Below are 14675 nucleotides of genomic sequence, written 5' to 3'. Positions count from 1 at the left end.
GGCGGCGGCGAGCGCCCCGTCCAGCGGCAGCGGCGGCAGCGGCCGGGCGCCGTCGCGGCCGGCCTGCGCGGTGCGGGGGCCACCGCCGTCGAAGCAGCGGTCGACCATCTCGGCGAAGACCCGGGAGGCCTCCGCATTGGAGGCGCCGAGCACGAGCTCGGTGCGCTGGGCGCGACCCTCCGCCAGGGACACGGTGGCGACCCAGGGGATGAAGGGATCGTTGGCATCCCCGGTCGGGTTCACCTGGCCGCAGACCGCGAGGGTGCCGGCAAGCTGCTGCCGCCAGACCTGCACCGCGCGGAGCGGCATCCCGCCGGCCATGCGCAGCCGGGCGCGGAGCTGTTCCCCGGCGGCGCGGCGCGCCTCGGCGGCCTCGGCGGCCGGCACGGCGCCGGCGGCGGCATCCGCGCGCGGCGCCTCCTTGGGCGGGTCGTCGCAGGCCGCGAGGCCGAGCGCGGCCAGCAGGAGGCAGGGCAGGAACGGCTTCGGCATCGGGCGGCCCATGCTGCGGGGCGGCGCTTCTGCCCGGCCGCGGCGCGCGGGGAAAGCGCCGGGCCGATCACCATCGCGCGCGACTATTCCGGCTGCGCGCCGCTGATCCTCACCATCTCGGCCCAGATCGGCCGCTCCTTCGCCAGCCGCGCCGCCAGCGCCTCGGGCGTCGAGCCGGTGAGCCGCGCACCCATGCCGATCGAGCGCTGCTGCAGCGCCGGGTCGGCCCAGGCGGCACGCACCTCGGCCGAGAGCCGGTCGACGATGGCCCGCGGCGTGCCGCGCGGCGCCGCCCACATGTGCCAGGGCGAGACCTCGAAATCCGCCAGCCCGGCCTCCGCCATGGTGGGCACGTCCGGCAGCGCCGGCCAGCGCTCGGGCAGGGTGACGGCCAGCGCCCGCATGCGGCCTTCCTGGATGACGCCGACATAGGTGGCCAGGTTGTCGACGGCATACTGGATGTCGCCCGACAGCATCGCCGTGATGGTCTGCGCGCCGCCGCGGAAGCTGACGTGCTGCGCCTCGAACCCCGCCCGGCTGGCGAGGTAGGAGCCGGAAAGGTGGATGGTGGTGCCGACGCCGGAGGAGCCGTAGCTCACCCCGCCCGGCCGCGCGCGGGCCCAGGCGGCGAACTCGGCGATGGACCGCGCCGGGACATGCTCGGCCGGCACCACCGCCACGTTCGGCAGGTCCCACATGGCGCTGATCCAGGCGAAGTCGTTGCCGGGGTCGTAGGGCAGCTTCTTGAACAGCAGCGGGTTGATCAGCAGGTTGTGCATGCTGACCGTGCCGATGGTGGTGCCGTCCGGCGCGGCCCGGGCGATCGCCTCCACCGCGATGTTGCCGGAAGCGCCGGTGCGCGTCTCGACCACGAAGGGCTGGCCGAGCCGCCGGGACATCTGGTCGCAGGCCAGCCGGGTCATGACATCCAGCGAGCCGCCGGGCGGGAAGCCCACCAGCACCCGCACCGGCCGGTCCGGCCAGGCTGCCTGGGCGCGGCCCTCCAGCGGCAGGGCGGCGAGGAACGGTGTCGCGAGCATGGCCCGGCGGTGCAGCATGGAGGTCCTTCCCGTGGTTCGTTGGCCTCCTCCATAGCATCCGCCGCCGCCGGACCGGTAGCGCGGCGCAACGGCCGGAACCCTGCATGCTCGTCTTCGAGATCGTCATCGGCCTGCTGCTGGCCGGCGCCGCGCTGGCGCACTGGGCGCGGCGGCTGCGGGCGCCCTATCCGGCGCTGCTGGCCCTGGCCGGCACGCTCGGCGCGGTGGTGCCCGGCCTGCCGGAGGTCACCCTCGACCCGGAACTGGCGCTCGCGCTCTTCGTCGCGCCGGTGCTGCTCGACGCCGCCTACGACGCCTCGCCGCGCGACCTGCGCGACAACTGGCTGCCGGTGACCGGCCTCGTCGTGGTCTGCGTGCTCTGCACCACCTTCGCGGTCGCCGCGGTCGCGCGCTGGGTGGAGCCGGGCATTCCCTGGGCGGCGGCGATCGCGCTCGGCGCCATCGTCGCCCCGCCGGATGCCTCGGCCGCGACAGCGGTGCTGCGCCAGCTTCGCCCGCCGCACCGGGTGCTGGTGATCCTCGAGGGCGAGAGCCTGCTGAACGATGCCTCGGCGCTGCTGGTCTACCGGGTCGCGGTCGGGGCGGCGATGGGCGGGGCGGTCAGCGGCTGGGGCCTGCTGCCGATGCTGCTGCTGACCTGCGGCGGCGGCGTCGTGCTCGGCGTCGCGCTGGCGCGGCTGTACTTCTTCCTGACCTGCCGGGTGGAGGAGCTGGCGCTCTCCGTGCTTTTCCAGTTCCTCGGCACCTTCGCCGCCTGGCTGGTCGCGGAACGCCTCGGCGTCTCCGCCATCATCACCATGGTGGCCTATGCCATCACCATCGCCCGCATCGCCCCGTCCCGGTCGGATGCGCGGCACCGCATCGGCTCCTATGCGGTCTGGGAGGTGGCCGTCTTCGTGCTCAACGTGCTGGCCTTCATCCTGATCGGGCTGCAGCTGCGGGGGATCCTGACGCGGCTCGACGGCGGCGCCTGGCGGGACCTGGCCTTCGCCGCGGCGGCCTGCGCCACCGTGATCCTGGTCCGGGTCTTCTGGGTGATGGGCTACAATACCGTCATCCGCTGGAAGATCCGGCATTGGGGGATGTGGACGCGCCGGCCGCTGCAGGCGCCGAGCTGGCAGGGCGGCGTCATCGTCTCCTGGTGCGGCATGCGGGGGATCGTGACGCTCGCGGCGGCGCTGGCCCTGCCGGAGGGCTTTCCCTGGCGCGACCTGATCCTGCTGACCGCCTTCGCCGTCACGGTGGTGACCCTGGCGGCGCAGGGGCTGACGCTGCGCTGGCTGATGGAGCGGCTGTCGCTGCCCGACGACGGCGCGGTGGAGCGGGAAGCGGCGCTGGCGCGGGCCGAGACCGCGCGGGCGGCGCTCGCGGTGCTGGAGGACGCGCCGGCGGACCGCGCCGCGACGCTGCTGCGGGAGGAATACGCGACGCGCCTCGCCCCGGCCGAGGGCACGGGGGAGGCGATCGCGGCGCTGCAGCGGCGGGCGGTGGCGGCGCAGCGCGCCCGGCTCGGCGCGCTGCGCTCGGCGGGCACCATCGGCGACGATGCCTTCCATGCGGTCGAGGAGGAGATCGACCTGCTGGAACTGTCGGCCGACCCGCGGATCAAGGCGCTGCGGGCGGGATGAGGTCCCGCCCGCCGGGGGCTCAGCCGACCCCGAGCAGCTCCACGTCGAAGACCAGCGTGGCATTCGGCGGGATCACGCCGCCGGCGCCGCGGGCGCCGTAGCCGAGCTCCGGCGGGATGGTCAGGCGGCGCCTGCCGCCGACCTTCATGCCGGCGACGCCCTGGTCCCAGCCCTGGATGACATGGCCGGCGCCCAGCTCGAACTGGAAGGGGTCGTTGCGGTCGCGCGAGCTGTCGAACTTCTTCCCCTTGGTCTCCGGCGCCGCGGCATCGAAGAGCCAGCCGGTGTAGTGCACCGTGACAAGCTGGCCCGCGGTGGCCGTGGCACCCGTGCCGATCGTCTCGTCGCTCATGGTCGTCGCCTTCCTTTGTGGTTGCGGTCGTGGTCTGGCTTGCGGTGCCGCAGGTCAGCAGTCCAGCACCAGGTTGCCCATGTATTTCCCGGCCTCCACCGCGTCATGCGCCGCGGCGCAATCGGCTAGTGGCACCCGGGCGGCCACCGCATGCCGCACCAGCCCCGCCCGCAGCCAGGCATCCAGCGTGCCGACCGCGGTGGCGCGCTGCGCCGCATCCAGCTCGTAGACGATGAACCAGCGCACCGCGATGCCGCGCATGATGGCGGGGCCGAACTGCAGCGTCGCCGCCGGGCCGTTCGAGCCATAGGCGGCGCAGAGCCCGCCCGGCGCCAGGATGCCCGGCAGCAGCGGCGCGGTGGTGGAAAGGTCGATGTCGACCACCCTATCGACCCCGGCGCCGCCGTTCAGCGCCGGCACCCGCTCGGCCACGTCCTCCCGCTTGTAGTCGATGGTGGCGTCCGCCCCGGCGGCGAGCGCATGCGCCGCCTTGGCCTCGGAGCTGACGGTCGCCAGGACGCGGCGGGCGCCGAGCAGCCGGGCGAACTGGATGGCATAATGGCCGACCGAGCCCGCCCCGCCGGTGACCAGCACCGTCCGGCCGGTGACGCCGCCATCGGTCAGCACGCCGTGCAGCGCGGTCAGCGCCGGGATGCCGAGGCAGGCGGCGGCGTCGAAGGGGGTATTGTCCGGCAGCGGCACCGCCTGGATGGCCGGCAGCGCGATGTATTCGGCGGCCGTGCCGGAGGGCCGCTTCCACTGGCCGTTCCAGATCCAGACCCGCTGGCCGATCCGGGCGCGGTCGACGCCCTCGCCCACCGCCTCGACCGTCCCGGCGCCGTCGCTGTGCGGGACGACGCGGGGATAGGCCATGGGCCGGGAGCCGCGCCGGGTCTTCCAGTCCGAAGGGTTCACGCCTGACGTGGCGAGGCGGACCAGCACCTCGCCCGGGCCGGGGGAGGGGGTGGGCAGCTCGCCGAAGGTCAGCACCTCGGACCCGCCGTTGCGGTCGTACCAGACGGCTTTCATCGGTCATTCTCCTCCGTTGGCTGCCCGGATGGCGGCGGCGGGTCCCCGGGTCAAGCCCGGGGCAGGGCCGGGCCGCTCAGGGCCACTTCGCCTCGGGCGGCAGCGACATCAGGATCGCCTCGACATTCCCGCCCGTCCGCAGGCCGAAGAGCGTGCCCCGGTCGTGCAGCAGGTTGAACTCGACATAGCGCCCGCGGCGGACCAGCTGGTGCTCCCGCTCGGCGGGCGTCCACGCCTCGTGCATCCGGTCGCGGATGATGGCGGAATAGCCGTCGCGGAAGGCGCGGCCGACATCCTGGACGAAGCCGAAATCGGCCTCGATTCCGCGTCCCGGCGTGCGGTCGCCGAGGTAGTCGAAGAAGATGCCGCCGAGGCCGCGGGTTTCCCCGCGATGCGGCAGGTAGAAGTATTCGTCGCACCATTTCTTGAATTTTGGGTAATACTCCGGGTCGTGCCGGTCGCAGGCGGCCTGGAAGGCGGCGTGGAAGCGCGCCGCGTCGGCCAGCGACTCCGGCGCCTCCATCGGCATCGGGGTGATGTCGCCGCCGCCGCCGAACCAGGGCTTCGTCGTCACCAGGAAGCGGGTGTTGAAATGCGCCGCAGGCACCCGCGGGCTGCGCATGTGCGCCACCAGGGAGATCCCGGTCGCGAAGAAGCGCGGGTCCGCCTCGGCGCCCGAGATCTGCTTGCGGAATTCGGGGGAGAACTCGCCATGCACGGTCGAGACGTTGACCCCGACCTTCTCGAAGACCCGGCCGCGCATGAGCCCCATCACGCCGCCGCCGCCCTCCGGCCGCTGCCAGGGGGTCAGGGTGAAGCGGCCGGCGGGCAGCCCGGCATGCGGGCCGGAGGCCAGCTCGTCCTCGATCGCTTCGAAGCTGGCGCAGATGCTGTCGCGCAGCGCCTCGAACCAGCCCCGCGCCCGGCCGGCGAAGGGGTGATCCGCGGGGCCGGCCGCGGGTCCGGTGGCATCGGTCATTGGCGCCTGCGCTCCGGCATCGGGTTTCCTCTCGCTCCGCAGGGGTTCTATTGCGCTTCCGGTGGATTGCCACCCTGCATCCCGTCCCTTTATATGCGGCGCGGCGCGTGAGGGTAGCGCAGGCCGGGCCATGCCCGCCCCCGGACCCCCCACGCGGCGTCAATCGCATTCGGCCCCCGCCGGTCCCGCCCCGGGACGCAAGCGTGGCCGCGACCAGGGACGATGAGGCATGGCCGATAGTATGGCGCAGGCGGCGCCGCAGGACGGCGGGACCCGGCGCGACTTCCTGCAACTGGTGACGGCATCCTTCGCTGCCGTGGGTGTCGGCGCGATGGCCTGGCCCTTCATCAGCTCGATGAACCCCGCGCGCGACGTGCTCGCGCTCTCGACCACCGAGGTCGACCTCACCCCGATCGCCGCCGGCTCGGCGGTGACGGTGATGTGGCGCGGCAAGCCGGTCTTCGTCCGCAACCGCACGCCCGAGGAGATCAAGGAGGCCCGCGCGGTGCCGCTCTCCGAGCTGCGCGACCCGCAGACCGACCAGGCGCGGGTGAAGAAGGACAACTGGCTGGTGCTGGTCGGGGTCTGCACCCATCTCGGCTGCGTGCCGCTCGGCCAGAAGCCGACCGACCCGCGCGGCGACTACGGCGGATGGTTCTGCCCCTGCCACGGCAGCCACTACGACACCGCCGGCCGCATCCGGAAGGGCCCGGCCCCGCTGAATCTCGCGGTGCCCGACTACGCCTTCAACGGCGATGCCAAGATCACGGTCGGCTGAGGAGCAGGCAATGGCAAGCGGACTGCACAAGAGCGACGTCGCCAACCCGGTCCTCAACTGGATCGACGCGCGGCTTCCCGTCATCACCATGATGCAGAAGGAGTACGGGACGTTTCCGACGCCCCGGAACTTCAACTATTTCTGGAACTTCGGCGCCCTCGCCATGGTCAACCTGCTGATCATGATCGCGACCGGCATCTTCCTGTCGATGCACTACACCGCGCATACCAGCATGGCCTTCGACAGCGTCGAGCGCATCATGCGCGACGTGAACTACGGCTGGCTGCTGCGCTACGCGCATGCCAACGGCGCGTCGATGTTCTTCATCGTCGTCTACACGCATATCTGGCGCGGCCTGTACTACGGGTCCTACAAGGCGCCGCGCGAGCTGCTGTGGATGCTGGGCGTCGTCATCTTCCTGCTGATGATGGCCACCGCCTTCATGGGCTACGTGCTGCCCTGGGGCCAGATGTCCTTCTGGGGCGCGACCGTGATCACCAACCTGTTCAGCGCCCTGCCGCTGATCGGGCCGGACATCGTGACCTTCCTCTGGGGCGGCTTCTCCGTCGACAACCCGACGCTGAACCGCTTCTTCAGCCTGCACTACCTGATGCCCTTCGTGATCTTCGGCGTGGTCTTCCTGCACGTCGCGGCGCTGCACATCACCGGATCCAACAACCCGCTCGGCATCGACCCGAAGGGCCCGCAGGACACGCTGCCCTTCCACCCCTACTACACCGCCAAGGACAGCGTCGGCCTGGTCGCCTATTTCGCGGTCTTCGCCATCCTGGTCTTCTTCTTCCCCAACGCGCTCGGCCATCCGGACAACTACATCCCGGCCAACCCGCTGGTGACCCCGCCGCACATCGTGCCGGAGTGGTACTTCCTGCCCTTCTACGCGATCCTGCGCGCGGTGCCGGACAAGCTCGGCGGCGTCATCATGATGTTCGCCTCGATCGCCATCCTCTTCGTGCTGCCCTGGCTCGACACCAGCCCGGTCCGCTCCATGCGCTTCCGCCCGCTGGCGCGGCCCTTCCTGTTCACCTGGCTGGTCTCGTTCTTCGTGCTGCTCTACTGCGGCGGCAAGCCGCCGGAGGAGCCCTACGTGACCATCAGCCGCGTCGCGGCGGCCTACTACTTCCTGTACTTCCTGGTGATCCTGCCGCTGCTCGGCCGGCTGGAGCGGCCGCTGCCGCTGCCCGAGAGCATCGCCCGGCCGGTGCTGCGCGGCGGCGGCCCGGTCATGGCCGGCGCCATGAGCAAGCCGATGGAGAAGGCGTGATGCGCGTGTTCCACAGCCTCCGGGCCTTCTCGCTGGCGGCCGGCCTGGTCGCCGGCGCCGGTCTCGCCACCGTCGCCACCCCGGCCCGGGCGGCCGAGGGGGCGATGCACTACCCGGAGGTCCGCTTCTCCTTCGACGGGCTGTTCGGCCATTTCGACCGCGCTTCGGCGCAGCGCGGCTTCCAGGTCTACAAGGAGGTCTGCTCGAACTGCCATTCGATGCACCTGCTGTCCTACCGCAACCTGAGCGAGCTCGGCCTCTCGGATGCCGAGGTCCGGGCGATCGCGGCGACGGTCCAGGTGCAGGACGGGCCGAACGACGAGGGCCAGATGTTCGAGCGGCCAGCGCGTCCCTCCGACCGCTTCCGCAGCCCCTTCGCCAACGAGAAGGCGGCGCGCGCGGCCAACAACGGCGCCCTGCCGCCCGACCTGTCGGTGATCACCAAGGCCCGGGAAGGCGGCGCGGAGTACATCCACGCGCTGCTGATGGGCTACGAGGACCCGCCGGCCGGCGTTACCCTGATGCCGGGCATGAACTACAACAAGTACTTCGCCGGCCACCAGATCGCCATGGCCCAGCCGCTGAGCAGCGAGGGCCAGGTCGAGTACACCGATGGCACCAAGCCGACCGTCGAGCAGATGGTGGAGGACGTCTCGCAATTCCTGACCTGGGCGGCCGAGCCGGAGCTCGAGCAGCGCAAGTCGCTCGGCGTGAAGATGGTGCTGTTCCTGACCGTCCTCGGCGGCCTCGCCTACGCGGTGAAGCGCAAGGTCTGGGCCGACGTGCACTAGAGCAGATCCCGGTGTGGCGGAGTCGCCGGATCGGGAAAGGATGCTCGCGGAAGCAAGCGGCAGCCATGAGCCAGGGCGGACGGCAACCGCCCTGGCCGCGGCCGGCGCGGGCGGCCGCCACGCCAACCCGCCCTGCACCGGCGAGTGCGGGGCAGTGGCCGCCTTCGATCCCGAAAAGGCCGCCCCGCCGGGCGGCCTTTTGCAATTCCGGGGCGTCGCCCAACCTTGATGGGCGAACATTAGTGCTTTCTCATGTCTGAGCTTCCAAGGCCGGGCCCATCGGGGCTTTGCTCCTCCTGCCGGGCCGGGGAGGACATGCCGGGATGGCGGATAGCTTCGACCGGGCCGGCGCGCCGGCCGCCCGCTGACGACGCGGCGAGCTGGTTCGACGCCGCGCTGGACGCCCCGGCGACCCGCGCCCCCGGCCCCGGCGACACCGCGGTGTTCGGCCCGGGCGAGTGGAGCGCCACCGGCGGCGGCCAAGTCGGCACCCTGCTGATCGAGGATGCTGCAAGCCTCACGGTGGCCGGCACCGGGACCGAGCGGCTCGGCGCGTCCACGCCGAGCGAGGGGATCGGCAGCCGGCTGGTGCTGCAATCCGTCCTGCTCTTGGCCAACACGCCCACCATCGGGCACGACGCGGTGCTGGATCTCGGCGCTGCCGCCTCCTTCGAGATCTTTCCCGGCTCGCCGCCGGGACCCCTCTCGGTCGAGGCCGGGAGCTTCACCCTGCTCGGCCCGGGCGATGGCGCCGGCGGCGGCCATGTCGTGCTCGGGGCCAACAACCTCAGGGCCGGGGTGTTCCAGAACGGCGACTCGGGGGCCGGCAACGACTTCGCCCCGGCCGCCGGCTTCAGCGGCACCGGGACGGTGATGGCCGGGACCTTCGATCAGCCCAACATCCGCATCTGCGACCCGGACCATTCCCGGCCGACGGGCTCCGGCGGCAGCCTCGACGCCGCCGGCGACGGCGTCCCGGTGGAAGGGGCGGAGCCCTTCGCCGGGCTGGCGGCCGGGGACGCGTTGGCGGCCCTGAGCCTGCGCCTCGGCACCACGGCGCCCGGCGCGCGTGCCGGGACGGTCGCGCCGCACCCGACCAGCGGCAATGCCGCCGGCTTCCTCGGCGACCTGCCGGCGGTGACGCCGACGGTGCCGGACCCGGTCCTGGCCGCGGAGGGCGGCGGCGGGACGGATGGGCACCACCCGCCGGGGCACCATGGCGGCAGGCACCACCCGGAGCACCGGCACCCGGAGCACCGGCCCGGCGGCCACGGCCATCACCCGGCCCGGCAGCACGGCGCCCGGGCCGCCTGAGGGATCCGGCCCGCGCCGGCCGCCCCGCCGCGATCAGGCGAAGGGATAGGGGCCGGGGAAACGGCCGAGCGGAACGTGATGCGTCAGCATCCCCTCCGGCCGCCACTGGTGCAGCAGGAAACCCGGCGGCTCGAGGAAGGAGGCCGGCCGGGCATCGCCCCGCGGCTGCAGCGCGATCGCCGTCGCGGTGCTCGGCGCGGTGCAGAGCAGCGTGCCGCCGAAGCGCCGCAGCATGGTCCGGTGGACATGGCCGCAGAGCACCCGCTCCACCGCGGGGTGGCGGGCGATCACCGCCGCCAGCGCCGCCCCGCCATGGCAGCGGTAGAGGTCGAGATAGGGGACGCCGCATTCGATCGGCGGCTGGTGCAGCATGACGACCGTCGGCCGCCCGGGCGCCTCGGCCAGCGCCGCCTCCAGCCAGGCGAGCGCCGCGGCATCGGCCTCGCCATGGTGCAGCCCGGGGATGGTGACGTCGAGCGCGATGACCCGCACCGGGCCGGAGGCCGCGTCCGCGTAGTGCAAGGGGCCCGCGGCCGGCAGGTATCCGTGGTCGCGGAAGGCCAGGCGGAAGGCTTCCCGCTCGTCGTGGTTGCCGGGGATGACGCGCAGCGGGGCGCGCAGCGGCGCCAGGATGGTTCGCGCCGCGGCATAGTCGGCGGCGGTTCCCGCCTCGGCCACGTCGCCGGTCAGCAGCACCAGGTCGGGCTGCGGGTCGAGCGCGTTGAGCTGCGCCACCGCCGCGGCCAGCGCGGCATTCGCATCCACCACGCCCTGGTAGAGCGTGCCGGCGGGCCGGACATGCGGGTCCGAGAGCTGGGCGATCCACATCAGCGGCCGGGCCTCGGCGTCGCGCCGGCGGCGCGCGGGGTCAACGACATGCCGGCGGCGCGCGGGGTTAGCGACATGCCGGCGGCGCGCGGGGTCAGCGACATGCCGGCGGCGCGCGGGGTCAGCGACATGCCGGCGGCGCGCGGGGTCGGCGACATGCCGGCGGGGCGCGGGGTCGGCGACATGCCGGCGGGGTGCGGGGTCGGCGACATGCCGGCGGGGCGCGGGGTCAGCGCCTCGGCGCCTCCGCCAGGCCGGGCGGCGGCAGCGCTGTGCCGCGCTCGATCGAGCGGTCCACCACCGGCGCCGGCGGGCGGTTGCAGGCGGCGAGCAGGGGCAGCAGCAGCGCCGCCATGGTCAGGACACGGGTCAAGGGCGGCCTCTCCTCGGGGTTGGTCGGTCCCGCCGGAGCGCGACTCGGCGGCGATCATCGCATGCGCGGCGGGGGCGGTCGCGCCGAACCGACACGCCGGGCCATGCACCCCTGGGCATTCCGCCGCGCTGTCCCTAGAACCGCGGCCTGGAAGCCGGAGAGCCCCCATGTCCGACAGCATTACCCCCGTCATCGGCCTGATCGGCGGCTCCGGCCTTTATGACATCGACGGGCTTGAGGACCGCGAGTGGCGCAAGGTCGAGACGCCCTGGGGCGAGCCTTCCGACCTGCTGCTCTTCGGCCGGCTCGCCGGGGTGCGCTGCGTCTTCCTGCCGCGGCACGGCCGGGGCCACCCGACCCCGCCCTCCGAGCTGAACTACCGCGCCAATATCGACGCGCTGAAGCGCTCGGGCGTCACCGACGTGATTTCGCTCTCGGCCGTCGGCTCGCTGCGGGAGGATTTGCCGCCGGGCCATTTCGTCATCGTCGACCAGTTCATCGACCGCAGCTTCGCCCGGGTGAAGAGCTTCTTCGGCAGCGGCTGCGTGGCGCATGTCTCGGTCGCCCATCCGGTCTGCCCGCGGATCGGCGACGCGGTGGAGGCGGCGGCGCGCGAGCTGGCGCTGCCGGTGACCCGCGGCGGCACCTACCTGGTGATGGAGGGCCCGCAATTCTCGACCAAGGCCGAGAGCGAGCTCTACCGGTCCTGGGGCTGCAGCGTGATCGGCATGACCAACATGCCGGAGGCCAAGCTCGCCCGGGAGGCCGAGCTCTGCTACGCGACGGTCGCCATGGTGACGGATTTCGACTGCTGGCACCCCGACCACGACCACGTCACGGTCGACCAGGTGGTGAAGGTGCTGTTCGGCAATGCCGACAAGGCCCGCGCCCTGGTGAAGGCCGTGGTCCCGGTGCTGGGCCAGCCGCGCGGCCTGTGCCCGGCCGGCTGCGACCGCGCCCTCGACCACGCCATCATCACGGCGCCCGAGATGCGCGACCCCGCGCTGCTGGCGAAGCTCGACGCGGTCGCCGGCCGCCTGCTGGGTTGACCCCGAGGGATGGGCGAGGGGGGTTAGGGGGAGGGTTCCCTTTCCCCTCGATCGTCCGGCTATCGCAGGACGATCTCGACCCGCCGGTTCTGCGGCTCCCGCACCCCGTCCGCGGTCGGCACCAGCGGCTTGGTCTCGCCGAAGGCGGTGACGCTGATCTCCTCCCTGGCGACGCCCTGCTTCACCAGCTCGCTCGCCACCACGTCGGCGCGGCGCTGCGACAGGCGCTGGTTGTACTGCGGCGTGCCGGAGCGGTCGGCATGGCCGGCGACCTCGATCCGCGTGGTCTGCACCCGGCGGGCGGCGCCGGCGGCATCGGCGATGATCTGCCGGGCGCGGTCGGTCAGGTCGGCCCGGTCCCAGTCGAAGAACACGAGGTAGGTCCGCGCCACTTCCGGTGCCGCGGCCGGCGCCGGGACAGGCGTGGCGGCGACCGGCGGCGGGTTGAAGGCATAGCGCAGGCCGAGCAGGACCGAGTGGTTGTAGTTGGTCGGCTCGAAGCTGCCGGGCACGCCGGGGACGGCCGGGCCGCTGGTGCGGTTGATGGTGAATTTCGGGTCGAGCGTGCCGAGGAAGCGGTATTCCGCCGTCACCGACAGGCCCGGCGCCAGGTTGCCCAGGCCGAAGGCCGAGCCGAGGATGGCCTGGTAGGCGAATTGCGGGTCGGTGTCCTCGATCCGGTAGCCGCTGCCGCCGGCCGCGAAGCGGGCCTTGCGGATCTCGTTCCAGACATAGCCGCCGCCGATGCCGAGATAGGGCTGGTAGGTCGAGGGCGCGATGCCGAAGCTCGAGAGGTCGAAGTCGAACAGCAGGTTCGCCATCGCCCCGTAGCGGTCGTAGTAGCCCGAGCTGCCGACCCGGGCGCCGTTCAGCGAGAGGCGGTCGACCTCGTCGGTGCGGTAATTGCCCTCGACCTCCGCCCGCCAGCCATTGCCGAAGCCCCAGCCGAGCGAGAGCACGCCGGCGACGCCGGGGTCGCGGGTACGCAGGCGGACGCCCTGGTCGTTGAGGTCCGGGACGAAATTGAGGCCGGCACCGGCCCCGAGATAAAGCCCTTCGACCGGCTGCGCCTGCGCGGCAAGCGGCGCCGCAAGCAGGGTTGCGGCCAGGAGAAGGCGGCGGAACGGCATCGGAAGCTCCAGGACGGGCCGCCGGGGAAGACGGCCCAGAAGGGGGGTGTGACTACATAGCCCGGCGCCGGCCGGGGATGGAAACGCAAATCCTTTCGCGGCTGCGAAGCGCGCAAAAGTGTGTTCATCTGGACAAAGATTTCGCCAACGAGGCGATGTCGCGCGCCGCCGGGCAGCCGGGATGGCGGGTCAGCAGCGGCGCCTGGTGGCGGATCGAGTCGGCCACCCGCGCGTCGCGCGCGACGATCCCGGCCAGCGGCAGCCCGGCGCCGAGGAAGCGGCTGCAGGCCTGGTCCAGGGTGCGCCAGGTGCGCTCGCCCCGCGTCCGGTCGCCGGCCTGGTTGACCACCAGCCGCGCCGCGGCGCCCGGCCGGTCGCGGCGGTGCAGCTTCACCACGGCATAGGCGTCGGTCAGGCTGGTCGGCTCCTCGGTCGCCACCACCAGCAGCAGGTCGGCGGCCGCGGCCAGGCGGCGCACCGCGGCGTCGAGGCCGGCGCCGAGGTCGAGCAGCACGGTGTCGAATTCCGTGGTGGCCGCGCGCAGCGCCGCCTCCAGCCGGCCGACCGCCGCGCCATCCAGGGCGGCCAGGGCGCCCGAGCCGGAGCGGCCCGGCAGGATGCCTAAGCCCGCCTCGTGCGGCATGGCAGCGGCAGCGGCGCTCAACCTGCCCGCGAGCACATCCGCGACATCGTGCCGCGGGTCGAGGCCGAGCTGGACATCGACATTGGCCAGGCCGAGATCGGCATCGACCAGCAGCACCCGCTGCCCTTCCCGGGCCAGGGCCTGGGCCAAGCCGATGGCGAGCACCGTCTTGCCGACGCCGCCCTTGCCCGAGGCGATGGCGAGCAGATGGCCCCCGGCGCCATCGGTTGCCGTGGTGGTCATGCATCCCCCTTCGCTGCGCGCAGCAGCCGTGCCGCCAGCCAGGCGGGGTCGACCGGCGCGAGGTCGCCGGCCGGATCCTGGCCGAGCCCCGCCTCGGTCAGGGCCAGCCCCGCGGCTGCCGCGGCCAGCACCCCGCCGAGCCGCCGCGCCGCATCCAGCCGGGTCGGCAGCAGGTGCCGCGCGCCGAGCGCCCGGAAGGCCTGCGCCGTTTCCGCCGCCTCGGCCGGGTCGAGTCCGGCCGGCAGCACCAGCAGCAGGGTCGCCCCCGCCACCCGGGCGAGCTCGAGCAGGGCGCCCGCCTGGGCCGGGTCGAAGGGGTCGCACCCCGCGCTGTCGATCAGCACCGCCTGGCCGGGCGACCGCCGCGACACCGCCTTGGCCAGCGCCGCGGGCTGCGGCGCGACCGAGAGCGTCAGGCCGAGCACCCGGGTGAAGGCCGCGAGCTGCTCCGCCGCCCCTGCCCGGGCGCCGTCGGTGGTGACGACGAGCGGCGCGCCGCCGTCCAGCACGGCGCGGGTCGCCAGCTTGACGCAGCTCAGCGTCTTGCCGGCGCCGGGCGGGCCGACCAGCAGCAGGGGGGCGGCCACCGCATCCGGCAGGGCGGCGAAGCCGAGCGCCGCGGCCAGCGCCCGGTCGAGCGGGCCGGAGGCGAGCCGGGCGGCGAGCGGCGCCGGCAGGTTGTGCCGCGCCAGCGGCCCGGCGG

Annotated in this window: 17 protein-coding genes; 6 read left to right on the top strand and 11 right to left on the bottom strand. The window is 73.3% G+C overall.

Annotated features, from left to right (window positions below; genetic code table 11):
* Window positions 1–492 (bottom strand): hypothetical protein (locus E2C06_RS32080; protein ID WP_133292646.1); only part of this gene is annotated, 492 nt, incomplete at its 3' end.
* A gap of 83 nt (window positions 493–575) precedes the next feature.
* Window positions 576–1550, bottom strand: coding sequence for a Bug family tripartite tricarboxylate transporter substrate binding protein (locus tag E2C06_RS32075; RefSeq protein ID WP_133292645.1), 975 nt, complete (start codon window positions 1548–1550; stop codon window positions 576–578).
* Between the two features lie 86 nt (window positions 1551–1636).
* On the opposite strand from E2C06_RS32075, the gene E2C06_RS32070 reads away from it, so the two are divergent.
* A complete protein-coding gene (locus tag E2C06_RS32070) occupies window positions 1637–3181 on the top strand; it encodes a cation:proton antiporter (RefSeq protein WP_133292644.1) in 1545 nt (514 codons plus the stop codon).
* A 19-nt stretch (window positions 3182–3200) separates the two neighbouring features.
* Here the strand turns inward: E2C06_RS32070 and E2C06_RS32065 are convergent, their stop codons facing one another.
* The 3 genes from E2C06_RS32065 to hemF all read right to left on the bottom strand — a co-directional run bounded on the left by E2C06_RS32065 (window position 3201) and on the right by hemF (window position 5541).
* Complete coding sequence (locus E2C06_RS32065; RefSeq protein WP_133292643.1) at window positions 3201–3533, bottom strand: FKBP-type peptidyl-prolyl cis-trans isomerase; 333 nt, start codon at window positions 3531–3533, stop codon at window positions 3201–3203.
* A 54-nt stretch (window positions 3534–3587) separates the two neighbouring features.
* Entirely contained in the window at window positions 3588–4562 is a 975-nt protein-coding gene (locus tag E2C06_RS32060) for an NADPH:quinone reductase (RefSeq protein ID WP_133292642.1), read from the bottom strand.
* A 76-nt stretch (window positions 4563–4638) separates the two neighbouring features.
* Entirely contained in the window at window positions 4639–5541 is a 903-nt protein-coding gene (gene hemF / locus E2C06_RS32055) for an oxygen-dependent coproporphyrinogen oxidase (protein ID WP_133292641.1), read from the bottom strand.
* Window positions 5542–5770: 229 nt separating this feature from the next.
* On the opposite strand from hemF, the gene petA reads away from it, so the two are divergent.
* The 4 genes from petA (at window position 5771) to E2C06_RS32035 (ending at window position 9706) form a co-directional block, all read left to right on the top strand.
* Window positions 5771–6319 (top strand): ubiquinol-cytochrome c reductase iron-sulfur subunit, encoded by a 549-nt coding sequence (gene petA, locus E2C06_RS32050; RefSeq protein WP_133292640.1) that lies wholly within the window; start codon window positions 5771–5773, stop codon window positions 6317–6319.
* Window positions 6320–6329: 10 nt separating this feature from the next.
* On the top strand, window positions 6330–7601 hold the full coding sequence (locus tag E2C06_RS32045) for a cytochrome b (RefSeq protein ID WP_133292639.1): 1272 nt from the start codon (window positions 6330–6332) through the stop codon (window positions 7599–7601).
* On the top strand, window positions 7601–8392 hold the full coding sequence (locus tag E2C06_RS32040) for a cytochrome c1 (RefSeq protein WP_133292638.1): 792 nt from the start codon (window positions 7601–7603) through the stop codon (window positions 8390–8392). Before E2C06_RS32045 ends, E2C06_RS32040 begins: the two co-directional genes overlap by 1 nt.
* A 315-nt stretch (window positions 8393–8707) precedes the next feature.
* Entirely contained in the window at window positions 8708–9706 is a 999-nt protein-coding gene (locus E2C06_RS32035; protein ID WP_133292637.1) for a hypothetical protein, read from the top strand.
* A gap of 33 nt (window positions 9707–9739) precedes the next feature.
* Here E2C06_RS32035 and E2C06_RS32030 read toward each other — a convergent pair whose 3' ends face one another.
* Genes E2C06_RS32030 through E2C06_RS38085 form a run of 3 tightly spaced genes read right to left on the bottom strand, consistent with a single transcriptional unit; the run spans window position 9740 to window position 10907 of the window.
* Window positions 9740–10534, bottom strand: coding sequence for a metallophosphoesterase (locus E2C06_RS32030; RefSeq protein ID WP_133292636.1), 795 nt, complete (start codon window positions 10532–10534; stop codon window positions 9740–9742).
* On the bottom strand, window positions 10534–10719 hold the full coding sequence (locus E2C06_RS32025) for a hypothetical protein (RefSeq protein WP_133292635.1): 186 nt from the start codon (window positions 10717–10719) through the stop codon (window positions 10534–10536). The genes E2C06_RS32030 and E2C06_RS32025 overlap by 1 nt, the downstream gene beginning before the upstream one ends.
* A 44-nt stretch (window positions 10720–10763) precedes the next feature.
* Complete coding sequence (locus tag E2C06_RS38085) at window positions 10764–10907, bottom strand: hypothetical protein (RefSeq protein ID WP_165982796.1); 144 nt, start codon at window positions 10905–10907, stop codon at window positions 10764–10766.
* A 167-nt stretch (window positions 10908–11074) separates the two neighbouring features.
* Between E2C06_RS38085 and E2C06_RS32020 the strand changes: the two genes are divergently transcribed.
* Window positions 11075–11956, top strand: a complete 882-nt coding sequence (locus tag E2C06_RS32020) for an S-methyl-5'-thioadenosine phosphorylase (protein WP_133292634.1) — start codon at window positions 11075–11077, stop codon at window positions 11954–11956.
* 59 nt (window positions 11957–12015) lie between these two features.
* Here the strand turns inward: E2C06_RS32020 and E2C06_RS32015 are convergent, their stop codons facing one another.
* From E2C06_RS32015 to E2C06_RS32005, 3 genes are all read right to left on the bottom strand, one after another.
* On the bottom strand, window positions 12016–13086 hold the full coding sequence (locus tag E2C06_RS32015) for an OmpA family protein (protein ID WP_133292633.1): 1071 nt from the start codon (window positions 13084–13086) through the stop codon (window positions 12016–12018).
* Between the two features lie 124 nt (window positions 13087–13210).
* Complete coding sequence (locus E2C06_RS32010) at window positions 13211–13972, bottom strand: nucleotide-binding protein (RefSeq protein ID WP_133292632.1); 762 nt, start codon at window positions 13970–13972, stop codon at window positions 13211–13213.
* Window positions 13969–14675: P-loop NTPase family protein (locus tag E2C06_RS32005; protein ID WP_133292631.1), on the bottom strand; the 707-nt coding region annotated here is incomplete at its 5' end. The genes E2C06_RS32010 and E2C06_RS32005, both read right to left, overlap by 4 nt.

Source organism: Dankookia rubra, assembly GCF_004355005.1.
Lineage (GTDB): Bacteria > Pseudomonadota > Alphaproteobacteria > Acetobacterales > Acetobacteraceae > Paracraurococcus > Paracraurococcus ruber_A.
The sequence above is the reverse complement of the archived record's forward strand: the minus strand, read 5'-3'. Positions and strand labels throughout refer to the sequence as shown.

What these genes read in the sequence shown, in the direction of transcription:
- E2C06_RS32015 (WP_133292633.1), bottom strand. Translation starts at nt 13,086, where the DNA reads ATGCCGTTCCGCCGCCTTCTCCTGGCCGCAACCCTGCTTGCGGCGCCG.
- E2C06_RS32060 (WP_133292642.1), bottom strand. Translation starts at nt 4,562, where the DNA reads ATGAAAGCCGTCTGGTACGACCGCAACGGCGGGTCCGAGGTGCTGACC.
- E2C06_RS32025 (WP_133292635.1), bottom strand. Translation starts at nt 10,719, where the DNA reads ATGTCGCCGACCCCGCGCCCCGCCGGCATGTCGCCGACCCCGCGCGCC.
- E2C06_RS32020 (WP_133292634.1), top strand. Translation starts at nt 11,075, where the DNA reads ATGTCCGACAGCATTACCCCCGTCATCGGCCTGATCGGCGGCTCCGGC.
- E2C06_RS32045 (WP_133292639.1), top strand. Translation starts at nt 6,330, where the DNA reads ATGGCAAGCGGACTGCACAAGAGCGACGTCGCCAACCCGGTCCTCAAC.
- E2C06_RS32070 (WP_133292644.1), top strand. Translation starts at nt 1,637, where the DNA reads ATGCTCGTCTTCGAGATCGTCATCGGCCTGCTGCTGGCCGGCGCCGCG.
- hemF (WP_133292641.1), bottom strand. Translation starts at nt 5,541, where the DNA reads ATGACCGATGCCACCGGACCCGCGGCCGGCCCCGCGGATCACCCCTTC.
- E2C06_RS32040 (WP_133292638.1), top strand. Translation starts at nt 7,601, where the DNA reads ATGCGCGTGTTCCACAGCCTCCGGGCCTTCTCGCTGGCGGCCGGCCTG.
- E2C06_RS32065 (WP_133292643.1), bottom strand. Translation starts at nt 3,533, where the DNA reads ATGAGCGACGAGACGATCGGCACGGGTGCCACGGCCACCGCGGGCCAG.
- E2C06_RS32010 (WP_133292632.1), bottom strand. Translation starts at nt 13,972, where the DNA reads ATGACCACCACGGCAACCGATGGCGCCGGGGGCCATCTGCTCGCCATC.
- E2C06_RS32035 (WP_133292637.1), top strand. Translation starts at nt 8,708, where the DNA reads ATGCCGGGATGGCGGATAGCTTCGACCGGGCCGGCGCGCCGGCCGCCC.
- petA (WP_133292640.1), top strand. Translation starts at nt 5,771, where the DNA reads ATGGCCGATAGTATGGCGCAGGCGGCGCCGCAGGACGGCGGGACCCGG.
- E2C06_RS32030 (WP_133292636.1), bottom strand. Translation starts at nt 10,534, where the DNA reads ATGTGGATCGCCCAGCTCTCGGACCCGCATGTCCGGCCCGCCGGCACG.
- E2C06_RS32075 (WP_133292645.1), bottom strand. Translation starts at nt 1,550, where the DNA reads ATGCTGCACCGCCGGGCCATGCTCGCGACACCGTTCCTCGCCGCCCTG.